This window comes from Parasaccharibacter sp. TMW 2.1884 (genome assembly GCF_023337695.1).
Lineage (GTDB): Bacteria > Pseudomonadota > Alphaproteobacteria > Acetobacterales > Acetobacteraceae > Bombella > Bombella apis.
Genome location: NZ_QORR01000001.1, coordinates 914,181 through 931,326, shown reverse-complemented (window position 1 = coordinate 931,326; position 17,146 = coordinate 914,181). Strand labels below are relative to the sequence as shown.

The 17,146-nt window shown below is 57.7% G+C and carries 19 protein-coding genes, 2 tRNA genes and 1 rRNA gene; 20 read left to right on the top strand and 2 right to left on the bottom strand.

The features are described 5' to 3' along the window. Positions 1 to 164: 164 nt before the first annotated feature. From rrf to DTI93_RS04155, 12 genes are all read left to right on the top strand, one after another. Positions 165 to 279, top strand: a 5S ribosomal RNA gene (gene rrf, locus DTI93_RS04210). Between the two features lie 38 nt (positions 280 to 317). Next, positions 318 to 394 (top strand) — tRNA-Met (locus DTI93_RS04205). Between the two features lie 357 nt (positions 395 to 751). Then, a complete protein-coding gene (locus DTI93_RS04200; protein ID WP_043559754.1) occupies positions 752 to 1,216 on the top strand; it encodes a hypothetical protein in 465 nt (154 codons plus the stop codon). Positions 1,217 to 1,320: 104 nt separating this feature from the next. Continuing rightward, complete coding sequence (locus tag DTI93_RS04195; RefSeq protein ID WP_086441785.1) at positions 1,321 to 2,484, top strand: homoserine O-acetyltransferase; 1,164 nt, start codon at positions 1,321 to 1,323, stop codon at positions 2,482 to 2,484. After that, the gene (metW, locus tag DTI93_RS04190) at positions 2,474 to 3,085 is read left to right on the top strand and encodes a methionine biosynthesis protein MetW (protein ID WP_043561041.1); all 612 of its coding nucleotides are present in this window, start codon (positions 2,474 to 2,476) and stop codon (positions 3,083 to 3,085) included. The genes DTI93_RS04195 and metW overlap by 11 nt, the downstream gene beginning before the upstream one ends. A gap of 262 nt (positions 3,086 to 3,347) precedes the next feature. Then, complete coding sequence (locus DTI93_RS04185) at positions 3,348 to 4,658, top strand: DEAD/DEAH box helicase (RefSeq protein WP_052349022.1); 1,311 nt, start codon at positions 3,348 to 3,350, stop codon at positions 4,656 to 4,658. 117 nt (positions 4,659 to 4,775) lie between these two features. Next, positions 4,776 to 5,333 carry a thioredoxin domain-containing protein gene (locus tag DTI93_RS04180; RefSeq protein WP_349292521.1) on the top strand — a complete coding sequence of 186 codons (558 nt, stop codon included), beginning with the start codon at positions 4,776 to 4,778 and terminating at the stop codon, positions 5,331 to 5,333. Between the two features lie 116 nt (positions 5,334 to 5,449). Beyond that, entirely contained in the window at positions 5,450 to 5,932 is a 483-nt protein-coding gene (locus tag DTI93_RS04175; protein WP_081563274.1) for a 4-fold beta flower protein, read from the top strand. A gap of 155 nt (positions 5,933 to 6,087) precedes the next feature. After that, positions 6,088 to 6,351 carry a hypothetical protein gene (locus DTI93_RS04170; RefSeq protein WP_081563273.1) on the top strand — a complete coding sequence of 88 codons (264 nt, stop codon included), beginning with the start codon at positions 6,088 to 6,090 and terminating at the stop codon, positions 6,349 to 6,351. A gap of 181 nt (positions 6,352 to 6,532) precedes the next feature. Beyond that, positions 6,533 to 7,000 (top strand): virulence-associated E family protein, encoded by a 468-nt coding sequence (locus DTI93_RS04165; protein ID WP_249079712.1) that lies wholly within the window; start codon positions 6,533 to 6,535, stop codon positions 6,998 to 7,000. Positions 7,001 to 7,688: 688 nt separating this feature from the next. Next, on the top strand, positions 7,689 to 7,913 hold the full coding sequence (locus DTI93_RS04160) for an antitoxin MazE family protein (RefSeq protein ID WP_086431498.1): 225 nt from the start codon (positions 7,689 to 7,691) through the stop codon (positions 7,911 to 7,913). After that, positions 7,910 to 8,233 (top strand): type II toxin-antitoxin system PemK/MazF family toxin, encoded by a 324-nt coding sequence (locus DTI93_RS04155; protein WP_249079710.1) that lies wholly within the window; start codon positions 7,910 to 7,912, stop codon positions 8,231 to 8,233. The genes DTI93_RS04160 and DTI93_RS04155 overlap by 4 nt, the downstream gene beginning before the upstream one ends. Positions 8,234 to 8,393: 160 nt before the next feature. Here the strand turns inward: DTI93_RS04155 and DTI93_RS04150 are convergent. Together DTI93_RS04150 and DTI93_RS04145 are read right to left on the bottom strand one after the other, a co-directional pair. Further along, a tRNA-Ser gene (locus DTI93_RS04150) sits at positions 8,394 to 8,483 on the bottom strand. Positions 8,484 to 8,588: 105 nt separating this feature from the next. Next, positions 8,589 to 9,905, bottom strand: coding sequence for a DUF2130 domain-containing protein (locus DTI93_RS04145; protein ID WP_249079708.1), 1,317 nt, complete (start codon positions 9,903 to 9,905; stop codon positions 8,589 to 8,591). A gap of 449 nt (positions 9,906 to 10,354) precedes the next feature. Between DTI93_RS04145 and ffh the strand changes: the two genes are divergently transcribed. The 8 genes from ffh to leuB are packed head-to-tail and all read left to right on the top strand — an operon-like array spanning position 10,355 to position 17,097. Continuing rightward, complete coding sequence (ffh, locus tag DTI93_RS04140; RefSeq protein ID WP_249079705.1) at positions 10,355 to 11,776, top strand: signal recognition particle protein; 1,422 nt, start codon at positions 10,355 to 10,357, stop codon at positions 11,774 to 11,776. 54 nt (positions 11,777 to 11,830) lie between these two features. Next, positions 11,831 to 12,184, top strand: a complete 354-nt coding sequence (gene rpsP / locus DTI93_RS04135) for a 30S ribosomal protein S16 (protein WP_043559767.1) — start codon at positions 11,831 to 11,833, stop codon at positions 12,182 to 12,184. Positions 12,185 to 12,209: 25 nt separating this feature from the next. Then, positions 12,210 to 12,752, top strand: coding sequence for a ribosome maturation factor RimM (gene rimM / locus DTI93_RS04130; protein WP_043559769.1), 543 nt, complete (start codon positions 12,210 to 12,212; stop codon positions 12,750 to 12,752). Further along, on the top strand, positions 12,749 to 13,453 hold the full coding sequence (trmD, locus tag DTI93_RS04125; RefSeq protein WP_043559772.1) for a tRNA (guanosine(37)-N1)-methyltransferase TrmD: 705 nt from the start codon (positions 12,749 to 12,751) through the stop codon (positions 13,451 to 13,453). Before rimM ends, trmD begins: the two co-directional genes overlap by 4 nt. A gap of 22 nt (positions 13,454 to 13,475) precedes the next feature. Continuing rightward, entirely contained in the window at positions 13,476 to 13,853 is a 378-nt protein-coding gene (gene rplS, locus DTI93_RS04120; protein WP_043559775.1) for a 50S ribosomal protein L19, read from the top strand. Between the two features lie 30 nt (positions 13,854 to 13,883). Beyond that, positions 13,884 to 15,326: a 3-isopropylmalate dehydratase large subunit gene (gene leuC, locus DTI93_RS04115; RefSeq protein ID WP_043559777.1), complete on the top strand. Its 1,443-nt coding sequence runs from the start codon at positions 13,884 to 13,886 to the stop codon at positions 15,324 to 15,326. Positions 15,327 to 15,328: 2 nt separating this feature from the next. After that, entirely contained in the window at positions 15,329 to 15,991 is a 663-nt protein-coding gene (leuD, locus tag DTI93_RS04110) for a 3-isopropylmalate dehydratase small subunit (RefSeq protein ID WP_043559780.1), read from the top strand. After that, positions 15,988 to 17,097 carry a 3-isopropylmalate dehydrogenase gene (gene leuB / locus DTI93_RS04105; RefSeq protein ID WP_249079703.1) on the top strand — a complete coding sequence of 370 codons (1,110 nt, stop codon included), beginning with the start codon at positions 15,988 to 15,990 and terminating at the stop codon, positions 17,095 to 17,097. Before leuD ends, leuB begins: the two co-directional genes overlap by 4 nt. Positions 17,098 to 17,146 lie beyond the last annotated feature (49 nt).

Genomic DNA, 17,146 nt, shown 5'->3' with positions numbered 1-17,146 from the left:
CAGGACGTCGATAGGTCAGGTGTGAAAGCATGGCAACATGTGTAGCTGACTGATCCTAATCGCCCATATCTCTCACACACCAAAACACATGCACAGTAGTCAGTCACACTCCAGAAAACACCAACCAGAACACCCCCAAACACCCACATGGGTGAGCGGGAAGACCTGGTGGCCATGGCGGAGGATCCATACCCGATCCCATCCCGAACTCGGCCGTTAAAGCCTCCAGCGCCTATGATACTGCTCCTTAAGGAGCGGAAAAGTCGGTCGCCGCCAGGTCCCCTCGCTCACCCACCCCCATAAAAACCACCCACCAACGCGGGGTGGAGCAGCCCGGTAGCTCGTCAGGCTCATAACCTGAAGGTCGTAGGTTCAAATCCTACCCCCGCATCCATACCCACAAAATCAGAAACAACCACATGGCCATGGTCCTCCCGTGGGTCCACACGTTCCCCAACCATCTGTCACGAATAGAGGGAACAGACTCCACGAGGGGATATGATCATCCTCATGTGAGAATCGATATCTTGTGTGCTGTGGATGCAAAGAACCACAGCATCTTGTGTTTCTGGAACCTGATTCTCTGGCTTATAGAAAACTTTAATAACGTCAATAACTGGCTGTTTTTGTAGCTCTTTGCGTATTTTTGCCGGGAGAAAGGGGATTCAGGTCGTATCTTTCTGTTGAAAGTGAGAAGAGTTCTCATCTAACGTCATTCGTGAAGCAACTCGCAGAGAGAGGGAGAGGCCTCATGAACATCATTCAGATTGCCGAACGGCGTGACACCATCCATGACGCTTCCATGAAGACACTGGCGCGGGAGGAGCAGACAGCCCTGTGGGCCCTGCGGTATCTGCTGGGACCGAGCTGCTGGCGGCGCTCCATGTCTCTGTCTGGGCTTCTGGGGCAGGAGGCAGAGCGCCTTCAGGAGCGGTTCAAGGCGCTTTTTCTTCATGCTGTCTGTGCAACCGCAGCCTTGGAATATTCGGCCACGGAGGAACATCTCCTGAACATTCTGTCAGATATGCAGAATGCTCCGGAGGAGCAGACTCTACATTCTGAGCTGGGCGAAGCGCTGATGCATCTTGGGCAGGCTCTGGCTGCTTATGGGTACTGGCTCCCCGTGCGCAAGAGGATGCAGTCTGTGGCCGAGAGGATGCCGATGCCGGCCTTGGCTCAGGATAACTATCCGGAAATGCTGGAAGCAGCGGAATAAGCAGTTTTCGGAACGGTGCCGTGGGCTCCGTGCTTATTCTGTCTTGAAACCATGAGTATGGCAGTGTTTTTATACGGGTTTCTCGTTACAGACAGCCGGAGCCGATGTTGGAAGTACAGTCTATCACTTTCCCTGAGGGGATGACCCTTCAGTGTGGGGAGAAGATCGCTCCGCTGGATATTGCCTATCAGACATATGGTGAGCTTTCTCCCACAAGGGATAATGCCATCGTCATATGTCATGCTTTTACCGGCGACCAGTATGTGGCCAGCCCGCATCCCGTTACGGGGAAGCCGGGCTGGTGGTCCCGTATGGTCGGTCCCGGTTTGCCTATCGATACGGACCGTTTCTTTGTCATCTGTGCCAACGTGCTGGGTGGCTGTATGGGGACCACCGGCCCCACAACGGTACGGGCCGGGACAGAGCGGCCATGGGGGAAGGATTTTCCTCCAATCACCATGCACGATATTGTGGCCGCTCAGGTAAAGCTGGTGGACCATTTTGGCATTGACAGGCTTTTTGCTGTCATTGGTGGCTCCATGGGTGGGATGCAGACATTGACATGGGCCACGGATTATCCAGATCGCGTCTTTGCTGCCATGCCGATTGCAACATCGCCGTTTCAGTCAGCCCAGAACATTGCGTTCAACGAGGTCAGTCGTCAGGCCATTTATGGTGATCCGGACTGGCACGGGGGGGATTATCAGGCCCATGGCGTCATCCCGGCCCGTGGTCTGGCCGTGGCCAGAATGGTTGGCCATATCACCTATCTTTCGGAAGAAGCCCTGACCAGGAAGTTCGGGCGGGAAATCCGTCCCGGCACCATGCCGGCCCCTCATGATCCACTGGCTGCCCTCCCTTTTGGGGGCATGTTCCAGGTGGAAAGTTACCTGCGCTACCAAGGGTCCAACTTTACGCGCCGCTTTGATGCTCATTCGTATCTGAGTATTTCGAGGGCCATGGATTTTTTCGATCTGGGCAGCGAGCATGGAGGCAGTCTTTCGGAGGCGTTCCGAGGCGTGACAACCCGTTTCTGTGTTGTGTCTTTCAGTTCTGACTGGCTGTTTCCGACATCCCGTTCCCGGACACTGGTTCGGGCCATCACCCAGGCAGGAGGGCATGTGTCTTTCGTAGAAATAGACAGTGACCGGGGGCATGATGCGTTTCTTCTGGAAGAGCCGGATTTTGACAGAACGGTTCGTGGGTTTCTGAATGGAATGGCCCGTCAGGCCGGTCTGGCTGAGGGAGACCATCATCATGCGCTTTGATCAGGAGTTGATTGCCGCCATGGTGGCCCCCCATAGCCGGGTGCTGGATATCGGGTGTGGCGACGGAAGCCTGATTGGCCACCTGTCCAGGGAGAAGAATTGCGACGCCCAAGGGCTGGAGCTGGACATGAAAGCGGTCACGCAGTCGGTAGCCCATGGTCTGCCCGTCATGCATGGTGATGCCGATGTGGTGCTGGCTGATTATCCTGATGGAACGTTTGATTACGTCGTTCTGCAAAGGACGCTTCAGGCAGTGGACTGTCCACGGGATGTCCTGAGGCACATGCTGAGGATAGGTCGGCTGGCGCTGGTCTCTTTTCCCAATTTTGGACATTGGCGGCTGCGCTGGCATCTGTTGCGGACGGGACGGATGCCGATGACATCCGTCTGGCCTACCCCTTGGTATGAAACGCCGAATATCCATCCCTGTACGATCTATGATTTCTTTGCATTGTGTGAGGAAGACGGGTACGAGGTCTGTCAGTGGATGGTCGTGAACGGAAACCGTCAGTCCCGTCTGGCAGGGTGTTCGCCCCATCTGGCCAATCTGTTCGGGGAGCAGGGACTGTTTCTTCTTCGCCGCAAAAGTGAACAGAAATAGAATTCACGGAGACGTTATAAGGCAGTTTGTAGGCCCTAACGATCTGTTTTCATTGTTTTTTATTGAAACAGAGGTGGCCTGCCTTTTTTGCGAAATAAGGTCATAAAAAGACATCGTCTTTTTCCTCTTGTTATAAGACAAATAGAGTCCTATTTTTGGGCGAGACGAGCGGAACGCCTCAGGAAAGAGGGGTTCAGGCGTTTATTTTATGCGGTGTTGCCAGATCAGAGTGCTGGAGTAACGCCGGTTTTGAGGAAGAATCATGAGCAGTTTCAAAGCGCTCGGTCTGGCGGCCCCAATTTTGCAGGCGCTGGACGGAGAGGGCTACACCACGCCAACCCCCATTCAGGCTGGGGCAATTCCCCATCTCATGGAGGGACGGGATCTTCTCGGTCTGGCGCAGACAGGAACGGGCAAAACAGCAGCATTTGCTCTGCCCATCCTCCATTATCTTCTGGAACATCCCCACAAGGCGGCCCCCCGTAGTGCGCGTGTTCTGGTGCTGGCCCCGACGCGGGAGCTTGTGGCGCAGATTGCCGACAATTTTGCCGCCTATGCCCGGCACATGAAATTCTCCCATGCGGTGATCTTCGGTGGCGTGGGGCAGAACCGGCAGGTGGAAGCCATGAAGCGTGGCGTTGATGTCATGGTGGCGGCCCCCGGCCGTCTGCTGGACCTCGTCGGGCAGGGGCATATTGATCTTTCCACGCTGGAGATTGTCGTGCTGGATGAGGCAGACCGCATGCTGGACATGGGGTTTGTTCATGACATCCGTCGCATTGTGGCCCGTCTCCCGGAGAAGCGACAGACATTGCTGTTCTCGGCGACCATGCCGCCATCCATCCGTGAGCTGGCCCATTCCCTGCTGAATGACCCTGAAACTGTTCAGGTCACGCCGGAATCCAGTACGGTGGATCGCATCCGGCAGGCTGTCCTGTTCGTGGATTCCACAGCGAAGAAAGAAGCCTTGATGATGCTGGTCAATAATGACCGTGTCGTGCGGGCCGTTGTTTTTACGCTGATGAAGCATGAAGCCAACAAGGTGGCGGAATATCTCAGCAAGAATGGGATCCCGGCAGCCGCCATTCATGGGAACAAGTCGCAGGGGGCCCGGGAGCGTGCCATGCAGGGCTTCCGCGATGGCAGTGTCCGCGTGCTGGTCGCTACGGACATTGCCGCCCGTGGCATTGATGTGGATGAGGTCTCTCACGTCTTCAATTATGACCTGCCAAATGTGCCGGAAGCCTACGTCCACCGTATCGGTCGGACGGCCCGTGCTGGTCGGGATGGCTGGGCCGTGTCCCTTTGTGATGCCGAACAGCGTGCCTGGTTGCGGGATATTGAGAAGCGTATCGGCAAGAACGTGCCGGTGATTACGGATCACCCATACCATTCCACAGAGGCCCAGAACTCGACCCTGCCACCGCCTGTGCTGGGTGGTGGACGTGGCGGCCGGGGAGGGCGTGGCGGTAGCGGCGGTGGACGTGGTCGTTCCTCACGGCCGCAGACGTCCTCCCGCCCTGCTGCTGGTGGGCGGGCAGCCCCCGGAGCCAGAAGGCGGCGTTCCTCCTGATTCTTCTGTCAGTCATGTTCCAGATGAGAAACAGCCCCGTGTCATGCGGGGCTGTTTCTGTATGGAGTGCAGGATAAAGTGCAGGGCAGATTCGTCAGTCCGGCAGAAGGAGACGTCATGATGGTTGAAAAAACAGGAAAGCCGGTTGATCTGGTCTGGGGCCATGGAGCCCGGAAGATTGAGGTCTTTCTGGAACCAACCTGTCCTTTCTGTGTGCGTGCGTCCAGAAAGCTCATGCCGCTTCTGGAGCATGTGGGGGAGGACAGGCTGACGCTTCAGGTGCATCTTCATTCCCAGCCGTGGCATCTGTTTTCGGGTATTCTGGTCCGGTGCATTCTTGCTGCGGCGACCCTGCCTGATGGCCGGGATACGGCCTGGCAGACAGTGCGGACGATCGGTGATCACAGGGAAGAGTTCGAGTTTTCCCATCATTGTGAAGGGCCGAACATGCAGACCACGCCCGACGATCTGATCAGCCGGCTTGAGGGGCATACCCGTCTCAATCTGGCGGCGCCTTTTCGCCTTCCCAGCGTGACGGATGCCATGAAAGCCCATGCCCGCTACGCACGGCAGCACGGCATTCATGTTTCACCAACTGTCATGCTGGATGGAAAGGTGGATGACCGTTTTCAGAGCGGGCAGTCCGTCGAGGAATGGGAGGCCCTTCTGAAGTGAGATGGGGCTGCCGGAGGCTGTATGGTCATTACGCAGTCTTCATGGGGCAGCAACATGGGCCCCATGCGGCGTAGTGTAATGACGGGGAACGGGTGATCTGTTCAGGGAGACATGGAATGAAACGTGTGGGTATTTTGCTGGTCATGGGATGGCTGGGGGTTGTTGGCCCGGTGAGTTCTGCCGGGGCGCAGATGTTTTCCGGCCATGTGCAGCAGATCAGTGATGTGCGGGACCGGAACGGGTCTTACGTGGGGAGCATCGACGGGGACGGTACACTGCGGGACCGTAATGGTTCTTCCATTGGCAGCCTTGAGCAGGATGGCCTCATCCGTGACCGGAACGGTGCGTCTTTCGGCAGTATGGAGGATGATGGAACCGTGCGGGACCGGAACGGCTCGTCTGTCGGCAGTCTGGATGATGATGGAACTGTGCGGGACCGGAACGGGTCTTACGTGGGGAGTATCGACAGGGACGGTACCCTGCGTGACCGTAATGGTTCGTCCGTTGGCAGTATTGATAAGGATCGTCTGGGGGAACAGCTCTCCAGGGAAGACCGGACGACGGGTGCTCTGATCCTGCTGCACCGTCTGCCCCGGTAAGCCGTGTCACACCATCAGCAGGCCAGCCCTGCATGAAGTGCACTTGTTGTCCGGTTGGCAAACTTTCACCGTGAAGACGGGGCGGTGACGCCCCTCTCCAACAGGGGATAACAGACCCTGTCCCGGCAGGGTCTTCATAATGAAAGGCTGGAAACATGCCGACAACAGCATCTCATGAGCACAAGGCACCTCATGCCAGCAGCTCTCTGCATGAGCTGGCCCGCAAGGCCATCCATACACCGAAGCTGCTGACAAAGGATGAGGTCATCCGACTGGCGGATCATGTTCTGAAAAGTGGTGAGCACGCCACGGACGCAGAACGTGACATCGCCCGGAAGGCGCACCACAATCCCGAAGGGCTGGAAGCCTCCCACATCACGGCTCTGGGCAGACGGGCCGAACACGATCACCGGGGCTGACTGGTTCCATACGTGAAGACTGTCACGGGCCTGCCATTCCCTGAGGGAGGGCAGGCTTTTTTTGATGCTTTCAAGGGGCAGTCGAGGCCCCCGGCTGAGCCCCCGTAGTGCCTGCCTGACCGGCCTCAAAGAGGAGGTCAGCACGAAAGGCACGCCCCAACGGACCGGTTTCCATCAGGCGTTGAAAGATGATCTTGTGAGAAGTCTGCCTTATGGCGGATGGGGTAACCGCCGCTTCATGCCCATTAACGTAGGCTCACACTGCCTTGACTTTGGCTGGCTAGCAGAAAACAGGGACCAGCTTTGGGCAGAGGCTTACCAGCTTTTTTGTTATGACCCCGCCTTTGAGACTTGTGAGCCCTCATACCTGAAAGAAGAAATTGAACAAATCAGACGGGAAAGCATGGTCAGCGACATTCTGGAAGAAACTGTCATTAACCTCATCGAGGGCGATACCCTGCCCGATGCAGACGGTAAAGGAGGCTTTACGGTAGCCAGCATCATCAGAGCGCTTTCGTTGCCTATGACCCGTGCAATGGAAATGAGAGTTTCTAATATCCTGCGTAAGTTAGGGGGTGAGAAACAGCGGCAACGGACAGGCAAAGGACGCTTCTATGTCTGGCAATTCAACCATATGGTTACGGGCTGAAAGATAGCATCACATCTTCCAAGCCGCTAAAGGGCAGGGCGATCCTTCGTTCTGTCCTTTTTTTTGTGCATTTATTAGGCTGCCTTAATATTAATTTTATGTAACTGATTATTTTTTTATATATTTTACCTAAAAAGGTTAGGCCGGTTAGGCCAGTTAGGACAGCCCTAGAGAAAGCTGGCTTATAGCTGGCCTAACATTGGCCTAACTGGTCTAACCTTTTAATATTTGCATATCGTTGGCCCAACTATGGCCCAACGTTGGGCCAGGGCTACAGCCAGCAGAAAACTGCCTTTTTTTCTGTCTGGCCCAACTGGCCTAACCTCTCTGAATTAGATTCAAACAAAGATATATTAAGAGCGTTTTGATAGTGTTTCAGTTTGGTTTCCAGTTTTAAGGCCCTAACCATCCTATTTTAGGTCTTGACTGTCTTACTGTTTTATTGCAGGCGCGTGCGCGCACGTACTGTTCACTTAAGTATGTGATGCCCGGCTCTAAGGCGTGCATGAGCCTGTTGGTTTTGTCGGATGTAGGCACTGCCACTTGATAAAAAATCATCAACAATCAAAAGGCGGGCTGGTCTTGCGCGTGTGTGGACGTGTCCATTCTGTCCAGATAAGCGGATAGATTCACGGCCTTGTAAAAGGCGGTCTTTTCCCTCTATTGTTACATGTAACGGGAGGAAGCTATGGCATCGACAACCAGAAGTCATGAACGTGTCCGCAAGCATCGGGAAGTGATGAAGCGGGCCGGTATGCGCCCTGTTCAACTTTGGGTGCCTGATACAAGGCGTCCTGATTTCACCCGCGAAGCATCGCGACAAGCGCGGTTGATACGGGCTTGCGATGAAAAGCAGGGCGATGATCTGGCTTTCTCTGAGCTAGCCGCTGCCCAGATTGAGGGCTGGGAATGAGGCGGGGCGATCTGGTCACGGTTGCCTTGCAGGGAGACCTTGGCAAGCCTCGTCCAGCTCTAATTATTCAGGCAGACAGCTACCATGAGACGGCCAGTGTCGTTATTTTGCCCGTAACAAGCACCATACAGGACGCCCCCTTGTTGCGGCTGACAGTAGAGCCAGATGGCGTTAATGGTCTGAAGAAGATGTCCAGCATCATGATTGATAAGCCATCGACCATACAGCGCGGGAGAGTAGGCCCTGCGTTTGGGCGGCTTCATGATTATCAGATGGTGGAGATTACGCGTCTGTTGGCTGTATTTCTGGGAATGGCTTAGGGCATTTCCCGCGTGGTGCTCTCACATGTGGGAGGCGGTTACGCTTCAGGGACAGAATCGGAAACTGTCATGCGTTTGCATGAAGTATGGTCTAAAGTAAGGACTGGAAAAGAGGTTTACCCCAAAAGGCGCAGGAAACTGCCATTTTTTGAGGTACTTATGGCGGATGGGGTGGGATTCGAACCCACGGTACGCTTCCACGCACGCTGGTTTTCAAGACCAGTTCCTTAAACCGCTCGGACACCCATCCGTTCTGCCTTCCCATGGAGAAGGCAGGCACGGCCCCTGATACTGATTCACCCGTTGGGCGTCAAGCTGTGAAGCTGCGCCCGTTTCAAAAGGATGGGGCCAGACATTACTCTCCATCTTCTCTCAGTGTTGCGAATTTCGCCTTCATGGTCGCATTCCCCCGTGTGAGCCGCTTGATCGTGACGTCCTGCGCCTTGTCGTTGGCCAGACGCAGGTTGTTGTCTGACTTCAGGAGATTGTCCTTGATCTTCTGAAGATGGGAGATGGATTTGTCTATCTCTTCAACGGCTGTGTTGAACTGTTTGTGTGCGAGGTCATAGTTGCGGGCGAAGCCGGTCTTGAACGTCTCCAGCTTCTCCTCAAAGTTGGTCACGTCGATATTCTGCTGGCGTGTCAGTTCCAGCTCCCGCTTGTAGGTCAGCGCATTGGTGGAGGCATTGCGGAGCAGGGAGATGATCTGAAGGAAGAACTGCGGGCGGATGACGTACATCTTCGGGTAGCGGTGGGACACGTCCACGATGCCCGTATTGTACAGTTCGCTCTCGGGTTCCAGCAGGGAGACAAGCACGGCATATTCGCATTTCTTCTCCGTGCGGTCCTTGTCCAGTTCTTTCAGGAAGTCTTCATTCTTCTTTTTGGTGGCGGTGCTGTCAGCCTCGTTCTTCATCTCGAACATGATGGAGATGATTTCCGTTCCGCCTTCATCCGCATCCCGGAAGATGTAGTCCCCCTTGCTGCCGGAGCGGGCGTCATTGTCCTTCTCGAAATAGGCCCGTGGGAAAGCCATCGCCCGTGCCCGGTTGAACTCCACCTCGCAATGCTGCTCCAGCGTCTCACCGACCATCTTGGTAGAGAGGCGGGCCTTCATGTCTTTCAGCCGTTCGATGTGGTCATCACGGTCCTTCAGCTGAAGTTCGTAATGCTCCTTCAGCTGGGAGGCGGCGAGAGTATTTTTCAGCTCCATCTCTTTCAGTGTGTTTTGCAGGGTGTCCCGCTCCTTCTGGACAGCCTCAACCGCTTTCGTGACGGCCAGTTCCTTTTCCGCCGTACCGGCAGCCAGTCGGGCCTGAAGCTGATGGATCTCCGTCTCCCTGGCCTGCACGGCTTCCTGCAGCTGGGCTTTCTTTTCAGCTTCAGCAAGACGGGTGGCCGTCTGCTGGTCCGTTTCGTGTCGTTCAATCTGACTTTTCAGGGCCTGTATTTCAGCATCACGGGCATGGAGGGCCTGATGCATTTCCTGCTCATGGGCAAATTTTGCCCGTTCTGCGGCAAGCTGCTCTTCCCGTGCCGCCGCTTCCAGTTTTTCCTGTACCTGCCGGGCAAACTCCTTGTCCCGCACCTGTTTGACGATGTCGGCATAGCCTGCATTGTCAAGTGAAAATGATTTATGGCAGTGGGGGCAGGTGATGTCGTGTGTGGTCATGATGGAAACTCTTTCAGGATTGTGGAAGGTAGTTGGGAGACAGTTTTCTGATAGTTGGAGAGAAGGGAAGCAGGCCGGCTCATTACGGAGTGGCCTTGCTTGATCCCCGCAAGGGCGGGGAACACATTTTTAATGGAACCAATAAGGTGATCGGCTATCGGTTCATCCCCGCAAGGGCGAGGATTGGATTGTTTGTAATCTAATTTTGCTGGATGACAAGAGATTCCTTATAAATTGATCAGCTATCTTGTTATTTTATGGATAAAAGGAGGCAGGTGGAAACGGCAGGGTAAAAAAAGTGAGCTGAGGGCAGTTATCCTGCCTTCTGCCGAGACGGGAAAAGCTTGACGGAACTCCAGAGAGGCCGTAAAGGCGTAGGAAGTTTACGGACACGTCACTCCGCGAGGGTTCGCGCAGTGGCGCGTTTGTCATGGAATTAAGGATAGCCCGTGTTCGAGCAGCTCTCTGGCAGAATGTCGAAAGTTTTCGAAGGTCTTTCCCGCGGGGAGAGGCTTTCGGAGGGTGACGTCACCGAGGCCATGCGCGAGGTCCGTCTGGCCATGCTGGAGGCCGACGTGGCCCTGCCGGTGGTGCGCAGCTTCGTCAGCAAGGTGAAGGAACGTGCTGTCGGCGGTGAGGTGCTGGATGGCGTCTCGCCCGGTCAGGCCGTGGCGAAGATCGTCAATGATGCGCTGATCGAGGCTCTGGGTGGTGCTGGTGCGGTGCCGCTGAACCTGTCGGCTCCGGCTCCAATTCCTTATCTTCTGGTCGGCCTTCAGGGGGCGGGCAAGACCACGACTGCCGGCAAGCTGGCCCTCCGTCTCGCCAGCCGTGAGCGGAAGAAGGTGCTGCTCGCCAGTCTGGACGTGCAGCGTCCGGCGGCCCAGCTCCAGCTCCAGCAGATCGCCGAGCAGGTGGGCGGACGCACGAATGGGCTGGTCACCTCCCTGCCGATCGAACAGGGGCAGGGGCCTGTCGAGATCGCCCGCCGTGCGCTGGATGCAGGGCGTCGTGAAGGCTTTGACATCGTCATTCTCGACACCGCAGGGCGTCTGGCCATTGACGAGGCCCTGATGGATGAGGTCCGTCAGGTCCGTGACGTGGCAAAGCCTGTGGAGACGCTGCTGGTCGTCGATGCCATGACCGGGCAGGACGCCGTCAATACCGCACAGTCCTTCAAGGACCAGATCGGCCTGACCGGCGTCATCATGAGCCGCATGGATGGTGATGCCCGTGGTGGTGCCGCCCTCTCCATGAAGGCCGTGACAGGAGAGCCCATCAAGTTCACCGGGTCCGGTGAGAAGATGGAGGCTCTCGAAGAGTTTCATCCCGAGCGTGTTGCCGGGCGTATTCTGGGGCTGGGCGATGTCGCCGGGCTGGTGGAAAAGGCGTCCGAGCAGCTCGATCAGGAAGAAGGTGAGCGTGTTGCCAAGCGGATGCTCGCCGGCAAGTTTGATCTGAATGACTATGTCTCGCAGATCAATCAGATCAATCGCCTTGGCTCCATTTCCGGCATTCTTGGTATGCTGCCGGGCATGGGCAAGCTGAAGGATAAGCTGGCGGGGAAGGATCTGGACACGTCCATCTTCAACCGTCACAAGGCGATCATTTCCTCCATGACAGCGCAGGAGCGCAGCACACCGGAGATCATCAAGGCGTCACGCAAGAAGCGTATCGCCCTTGGGTCCGGCACGAGCGTTCCGGAGGTCAACCGGCTGCTCAAGCAGTTCAGTGAGATGTCCACCATGATGAAGCGGCTCAACAAGATGGGCGGCCTGTCTGGTCTGATGCGTGGCATGGGGGGGGCCGGTGGTCTGGGCGATATGTTCAAGGGGATGGGAGGTCCGGGAGGCCGTCCACCTTTTGGCTGAGTGTCCTCTTGGCTGTCTGTCTTTTTGTAATGTTCTGATGATGCAGGAGTTGTTATGAGCCTGAAGATCCGTCTGTCCCGCGCAGGTGCGAAGAAGCGTCCGTACTACCACATTGTGGTTGCCGACAGCCGCAGCCCGCGCGATGGCCGTTTTGTTGAGAAGGTGGGTGCCTACAACCCGATGCTGCCGTCCGACCACGCCGACCGCGTGCGCCTGAATGACGAGCGCATCAAGCACTGGCTGGAGCAGGGTGCCCAGGCAACCGACCGTGTGGCCCGTTTCCTCGGCCATGCCGGTCTGGCACCGAAGCCGGCCTTCCGTGAGCAGCCCAAGAAGTCTGCTCCGAAGAAGAAGGCCCAGGAGCGTGCTGCCAAGGCTGCTGAAGCCGCCAAGGCAGCCGAGGCCTGATCAGGCCTGAGCGGGAGATTTCTTCTTGTCACACCGTCCTTCACATCAGGATGTTCTGGTCGCCACGATAGGGCGTCCGCATGGCGTGCGGGGGCTCGTGCGCCTGCACCCGGCAACGGAGCATCCCGAGACGCTCGAGGAACTCGGGCCTCTTCATGATGAGACGGGCAGCGTGTGGCAGATACGCTGGAAGGCACCGGGCATTGCTGCCGTCCTGGGACAGGACGGACAGCCCCTGCCGGACCGGACGGCGGCAGAAAAGCTGGTGAACCGTAAGCTCTATGTTGCCCGTGAGGCTCTGCCGGAGGTGGAAGAGGACGAGTTCTATCATATCGACCTGATCGGTATGGAAGCCGTCCTTGCTTCCGGGGAGACTGTGGGGCGTGTTGTCAGTGTCCATGACTATGGGGCTGGCACCAGTCTGGAGCTGGAAGCGGGGCAGCTGATTCCTTTCACCATGGCCTGCGTGCCGGAGGTGGACATGAAGGCGAAACGCCTCGTGGTCGTCCCGCCGGAAGCCGTGGAAGTGGAAGGGGATCTGGCTGGTGAGGTGGAAGTCCGCTCATGACATGGCAGGCTGACATCCTGACCCTCTTCCCGGAGATGTTCCCCGGTCCGCTGGGCTGCTCCCTTGCGGGGCGTGCCCTGGAGCGGAACCTGTGGGCCTGTAGAACGCATGACCTCCGTCCGTTCGGACGGGGGGTGCACAAGGCCCTGGATGATGCGCCATTTGGCGGGGGCGCAGGGATGGTCATGCGGCCGGACGTGCTGGATGACGCCCTGACCAGCGTGAGGCAGACAGATGATGGCCGCCCGGTGATCTATCCGACACCACGGGGCCATCGTCTGGAGCAGAAGGACATTGCACGGTACGTTCAGGGAGAGGGCGTTGTCATTCTCTGTGGACGGTTTGAAGGGGTTGATGAGCGGGTGCTGGAGAAACATGCGGTCGAACAGGTCTGCATGGGGGATTTTGTCCTTTCCGGGGGAGAAATACCGGCACTGGCACTCCTTGATGGCTGTGTGAGACTTCTGCCGGGTGTGATGGGGTCAGCCCTGAGCGGGGAGGAGGAAAGCTTCTCTGCCGGACTGCTGGAATACCCCCAGTACACGCGGCCTGCCACATGGGAGGGGAGGGATGTCCCGCCCGTCCTGCTTTCTGGCAATCATGGGGAGATCGCCCGCTGGCGAGATGAGAAATCCATCGCTGTGACCCGTACACGTCGCCCGGACCTCTGGGCCATGTATGAACAGCAGCAACAGAGTTGAGTTTTTTTCGGGAGTTTGAAGCATGAACATCATTCAGCAGTACGAGGCGCGCGAAATGGAGCGTCTTTCCGCCATTCGCAGCGTTCCTGAATTCGCCGCCGGTGATACCGTGCGTGTTGGCGTGCGCGTTGTTGAAGGTACACGCGAACGTGTACAGGTCTTCGAGGGTGTGGTGATTGCCCGCTCAAACCGTGGCCTGGGCAGCAGCTTCACGGTGCGCAAGGTCTCCAACGGTGAGGGTGTGGAGCGTGTTTTCCCGCTTTTCTCCCCGACGATTGCTGATATTACGGTTGTTCGCCGTGGTAAGGTCCGTCGTGCGAAGCTATACTACCTCCGTGGCCGCTCCGGTAAGTCCGCCCGTATTGCCGAGCGTCCGCGTGATGTCAAAAAGGAGGGCTGATTTTCAGCTCTCATAAGGAGATGAGAGAGAATGCAGAATCCGGTTACCCCTAGAACTTTGTATGACAAGATCTGGGACGATCATGTGGTGAAAGCCCTTGAGGACGGAACGAGCCTTCTCTACATCGACCGCCACCTCCTCCATGAGGTGACCAGCCCGCAGGCCTTCGAGAGTCTGCGGGCCGCAGGGCGCCCGGTGCGGCGTCCTGATGCCACGATGGCCGTGGCAGACCACAACGTCCCGACCTCCGACCGCTCCCAGCCGGTGGAAGATCCGCAGAGCCGCCTCCAGATCGAAACGCTGGAAGCGAACGTCAAGGAGTTCGGCGTTCCCTATTTCCCATTGCGGTCCCGCCAGCAGGGCATCGTGCATGTTGTCGGACCGGAGCAGGGCGTCTCCCTGCCGGGCATGACGATCGTCTGTGGAGACAGTCATACTTCCACGCATGGGGCCTTTGGCTCGCTGGCGTTCGGCATTGGCACGTCCGAGGTGGAACATGTCTTGGCCACCCAGACCCTGCTCCAGAAGCGCAGCAAGAACATGCGCGTGCGAGTCGAGGGTGAGATTGCTCCCGGCGTGACAGCCAAGGACATCATGCTCAGCATCATCGGCCGTATCGGTACGGCAGGCGGCACCGGTCATGTGATCGAGTTTGCCGGCTCGGCCATTCGCAAGCTGGACATGGCCGGACGCATGACGCTCTGCAACATGTCCATCGAGGCTGGTGCCCGTGCCGGTATGGTGGCCCCGGATGAGACGACGTTTGAGTATGTCAGGGGGCGTCCTTTTGCGCCGCAGGGTGAGGCTTTCGAGCAGGCCGTGGCGTACTGGAAGACCCTCGCCACGGATGAAGGTGCCCACTTTGATGAGGAAGTGGTGCTGGATGCTGCCGAGATCAGCCCGTCCGTTACATGGGGCACCAGCCCCGAGGATGTCCTGCCCATTACCGGCACCGTGCCTCGTCCCGAAGATTTTGCCGACCCGGCCAAGGCCGAGCGCATCCGCCGCACACTGGCCTATATGGGGCTGGAAGCGGGTCAGAAGATTGCCGGTACGCCGGTGGATGTCGTTTTCATCGGGTCCTGCACGAACAGCCGCATTGAGGACCTCCGGGCTGCTGCGGCCGTGCTGAAAGGCCGCAAGGTGGCAGATGGCGTACGGGCCATGGTCGTGCCGGGTTCCGGTCTGGTCCGTCATGCGGCGGAGCAGGAAGGGCTGGACAGGATTTTCCGTGATGCCGGTTTTGAATGGCGTGAGGCGGGCTGCTCCATGTGTCTGGGCATGAATCCTGACAGGTTGAGTGCCGGGCAGCGTTCTGCTTCCACTTCCAACCGTAATTTTGAGGGGCGTCAGGGGCCGGATGGCCGCACCCATCTCTGTTCTCCGACAATGGCTGCTGCGGCTGCCGTGACGGGGACACTGTGCGATGCACGGGACCTGCTGGAGCCGACAATGGCAGAAGGAGCCGCCTGATCATGGAAAAATTCACCCGTCTGACAAGCGTTGCTGCCGCCCTGCCACAGGAGAACGTGGATACGGACCAGATCATCCCGGCCCGTTTCCTCAAGACCATCCGCCGAACAGGCCTGGGCGAGCATCTTTTTGCAGGCCAGCGTTACGATGCTGATGGCCGGGAAAATCCGGACTTCGTGCTCAACAAGCCGGCCTATCGCAAGGCCGGCATCCTGATCACGCTGGATAATCTTGGCTGCGGGTCATCCCGTGAGCACGCCCCTTGGGCCTTGCTGGATTTCGGCATACGCTGCGTGATCGCTCCCAGCTTTGCGGACATTTTTTACAACAACTGTTTCAAGAACGGCATCCTGCCGATCCGTCTTCCCCGTGAGCAGTGTCTTGCCCTGATGGAGGATGCCAGCCACGGCGAGAATGCCCGCCTGACGGTTGATCTGGAAAAGCAGGAAATCCATCGCCCGGATGGTGAGGTCGTGTCTTTCGAGATGGACCCGTTCCGTCGCCAGGTTCTTCTGGAAGGGCTGGATGATGTGGCCCAGACACTGAAGAACCATGAGCAGGCCATCCGTGAGTTCGAGGCCCGTCCATCCCGTGCCTGGGTGCCGTCCACGAAACAGCCGGGTCGCCCGCAGAGTGTCATTGGTAGCAAGGGAGAGCAGGCATGAGCGCAAGACAGAAAATCCTGCTGCTGCCGGGTGATGGCATCGGCCCGGAGATCATGGAGCAGGCCGTCAGGATCATCGACTGGCTGAAGGCCGAACGTGGCCTCGATGTTGACCTGTCGGAAGACCTCGTCGGTGGGGCCTCATTGGCGAAGCATGATGTGCCCATCCGGGATGAGGTGATCGCCAAGGCCAAGGCTGCTGATGCCGTACTGTTCGGCTCTGTCGGTGATCCTGCGTGGAAGGACGTGCCGTTTGACCGTCGGCCGGAGGTGGCCATCCTGCGCCTCCGCAAGGAGCTGAACCTGTACGCCAACCTGCGTCCGGCCAAGCTGTTCGACCCGCTGCTTTCCGCCTCTGCGCTGAAGCCGGACGTCGTGCGTGGGCTGGACCTGATGATCGTACGGGAGACGGTCGGTGGCGTCTATTTCGGGGAGCCTCGTGGAATCGAGACCCTGCCGGATGGCACGAAGCGTGGCGTGAATACGGAAGTCTATACGACCGCCGAGATCGAACGTGTGGCCCGTGTGGCTTTCGACCTCGCCCGTCTGCGCAGTGGCCGTGTCTGCTCCGTGGAGAAAGGCAACGTCATGGAGAGCGGCCTGCTCTGGCGTGAGGTGGTCACGGACCTGCACAAGCGTGAGTATTCCGATGTGACGCTGACGCACATGCTGGCGGATAACTGCGCCATGCAGCTCGTGCGTGATCCTCGCCAGTTTGACGTGATGGTCACGGGCAACCTCTTTGGCGATCTTCTGTCAGACCTCGCCTCCATGCTGACCGGGTCTCTGGGGATGCTGCCTTCTGCCACGCTGGGCACGCCGGAAGGGTCGGACAGGCAGGCCGCCCTGTATGAGCCGATTCATGGCAGTGCGCCAGATATTGCCGGGAAGGGCATTGCCAATCCGCTGGCGCAGCTCCTGTCTCTGGCCATGATGCTGCGTTACTCGCTGGATCGTGGTGCGGATTCCGAGTTGATCGAGCAGGCCGTTTCCAACGTTCTGGCTTCCGGGCTGCGGACGGCGGACATCGCTGCTGCTGGTGAGAGCCGTGTCAGCACGGCGGAGATGGGAGAAGCCGTGCTGAAGGAACTTCAGAAACTCGCCTGATCTCCGGGTGATTGTGCTATGAACTGCCATGCGCCCGCCTGTGTCTCAC